This is a genomic window from Prevotella pallens ATCC 700821 (assembly GCF_000220255.1).
Classification (GTDB): Bacteria; Bacteroidota; Bacteroidia; order Bacteroidales; family Bacteroidaceae; genus Prevotella; species Prevotella pallens.
The window spans coordinates 479,169-481,601 of the sequence record NZ_GL982514.1 but is presented as its reverse complement, the minus strand read 5'-3'; the positions used below and the strand labels follow the sequence as shown (position 1 = coordinate 481,601).

At 31.3% G+C, this 2,433-nt stretch carries 3 protein-coding genes; 2 read left to right on the top strand and 1 reads right to left on the bottom strand.

Annotation, left to right across the window (positions count from 1 at the left end):
- Nucleotides 1–218 precede the first annotated feature (218 nt).
- On the top strand, nucleotides 219–830 hold the full coding sequence (locus HMPREF9144_RS11175; RefSeq protein WP_006046179.1) for a GAD-like domain-containing protein: 612 nt from the start codon (nucleotides 219–221) through the stop codon (nucleotides 828–830).
- 5 nt (nucleotides 831–835) lie between these two features.
- Nucleotides 836–1,195 (top strand): hypothetical protein, encoded by a 360-nt coding sequence (locus HMPREF9144_RS11170; RefSeq protein ID WP_006046178.1) that lies wholly within the window; start codon nucleotides 836–838, stop codon nucleotides 1,193–1,195.
- Between the two features lie 373 nt (nucleotides 1,196–1,568).
- Here the strand turns inward: HMPREF9144_RS11170 and HMPREF9144_RS11165 are convergent, their stop codons facing one another.
- Nucleotides 1,569–2,267, bottom strand: coding sequence for a DUF421 domain-containing protein (locus tag HMPREF9144_RS11165; RefSeq protein ID WP_006046177.1), 699 nt, complete (start codon nucleotides 2,265–2,267; stop codon nucleotides 1,569–1,571).
- Nucleotides 2,268–2,433: the final 166 nt, after the last annotated feature.

Genomic DNA, 2,433 nt, shown 5'->3' with positions numbered 1-2,433 from the left:
GTTGAAGAAACAATATGTATGGTTAATAACAAAAAAACTATGTCTTTAAACATATCATTATCAAAGTTATTCTGAGTCTAACTTTGTCTGAGATATATTCCTCTTAAATGTATTTTTATGCAACTTAAAGAAAAGAACATTTAAATATAAAATAAAGAGAAATAAGAAAAAAATAACTATATTTGCAACTGTACACATTTCAATAAAAAGATAAGGTTATGGCACGATTAACATTCGACGAAAGAAATAAAAATAACTACACCAAGTATAGAGATGTATCTATTAAAACAATCAATAAATATAAAGGATTACTACCGGAAGAACTGCTAAACATCTGGCAAAATATGGGCTTTGGTATTTTCGAAGATGGTTTTATACAGTTGGTTAATCCTGATGAGTACGAATTCGTATTCGATTACATTGATAAATTGTTAGAACCTTCTATAGTATTTGGTATTACGGCTTTAGGAGATTTGTTAATTTGGGAAGGAAATAATAATTGGACAGTTGCACCTGATGAGGGAAATAGAATTTTGTTTATAAATATAAGAAAATGTACAAGCGAAATTTTAGGAGATATGGATTTTCTTTTAAACTTTACTTTAGGAGATGAAACGGCTATTAAAGACAAGGAATACTTTAACTCTCTACCTTATTTAAATATTAAAGGGAAATTACCAGCTTTACAATATGGACAATGCTATGGTTATGTTCCAGCTTTGGCATTGGGAGGCAGAGCTTCTAATAAAAATATGCAAGTTGTAGATGCAAAAACATATATAAACATAATAGGACAAGCAGTTGGTAAAATTATAGATTTATCGGAATAAAAAATATGGATAAAGAAGAACGAATAAATCAGATTACTAAACAGGTAAAAATACTGGAGCGAGTACCACGCAATAAGCGAATAGAGGTGTTTAATCGTGGTGCAAAAAATATTTATGTAGTGGGCAGTATTTTATTGTTGATAGTTCTTTGGGGCGTAATTTTTGGACAAACAATTCTTGATATGGAACCACTTTGGCAACTGAATAAAGGACTTATGAGAAATACTTGGAACATCATTGGTAATCTTTTCTTTCCCGTATTCTTGCCATGTATATTCATTATTGGAATTCCAATAGAAATTCGCAATTACATTATCAAACGAATTGTAGAAAAAGAGTATCCACTAAAACCAGAAAAGAAGTAGTAAGCAATGAAATAAAAAGCATATAGTAAACGAAAGCATTACGCAATAAAAGATTTTAAGACACTTATTGTTTATTGCGCTTGGTGGAAATGAATGTTTGTATAACGATACTGTAGAAGTTAATGGCCAAAGTTATATTGCAGGAGTTTTTTGATTTCTGTAAAAACAATGATATTGTTGATTGGAAAAATGTTTTAATCAGATATTGATTCCAAATAATATAAAATTCCATAACGCCGATTATGATAAATAGTATATAATCTCTTTCTTCCTATCTTTAATCTCAACTGCACAAAAAACAGAAATCTACATTGTCGAATATATCCATCAAATGTAGATTTCTGTTTGATATTTCTTTTCAGAATAAATGTATTTATACTACGTGGCTACTATCGTCTACAGAAACTTCTTCTTCACCACGTTTTACTTCGCCAGCGTATGTTACAAAATAGAAACCCTTACGAGGAGTCCATTCCATACAAAAGAGTTCTGTTGGCGATTTAAATCCGTTACGTATAATATTGTCCAGCACCCACGATTTTGATAGATTACATTGTGCAAGAGTACTTTCTATTATTGCTCCATTATTTACTAATAAAAATGATGGCGCAGTATGATTTGGTGAAAGAACAGTTACGGCGCCATTGGTCTCAAAGATAACATCTTCAGTATCGAACATAGAGAAAATTCCCTTCTGTCGTAACAATAATCTGAACTGTTCCATTTCAAGACTATTTCGTTTGAAATTCTTAAAATTTATTGCACCATCTTTTACAAGATAAACACTCTCCCCTTTTATGAAATGGCGTAAGCGCGACGACCGCATAGCGAAACGAACAAGCATATTGAATAGCGTCCACACGGTTAAAGCAAAGAGAATATGCCATATTGACATATCGGGATTGTATAAAACACCACCGACTAAAGCACCAATAACAAATGCACTTACAGTGTCAAGTGGAGTAATCTGTGCCATTTGCGCCTTTCCTGCTATACGCAGAAATACTAATATACCAATCATACCCGTAACAAGCTTTAGGGCAATGGCAATGTAAGGTTGTACTAAATCCATAATATACTATCTTTATTATTATTTTAGGAGACAAATTTACATATAAAATAAATAATACCTAATGTCTTTTATCTCATATTTTATATGTTTTTATATTCATTAATATCTGCTCATATTTCATGTTATTATTCGAACAATAAATGCGAAGAGCTACTACCCCACCCCG

Excerpts from the sequence above, each read along its gene's own strand:
- HMPREF9144_RS11175 (WP_006046179.1), top strand. The coding sequence starts at position 219 with ATGGCACGATTAACATTCGACGAAAGAAATAAAAATAACTACACCAAG.
- HMPREF9144_RS11170 (WP_006046178.1), top strand. The coding sequence starts at position 836 with ATGGATAAAGAAGAACGAATAAATCAGATTACTAAACAGGTAAAAATA.
- HMPREF9144_RS11165 (WP_006046177.1), bottom strand. The coding sequence starts at position 2,267 with ATGGATTTAGTACAACCTTACATTGCCATTGCCCTAAAGCTTGTTACG.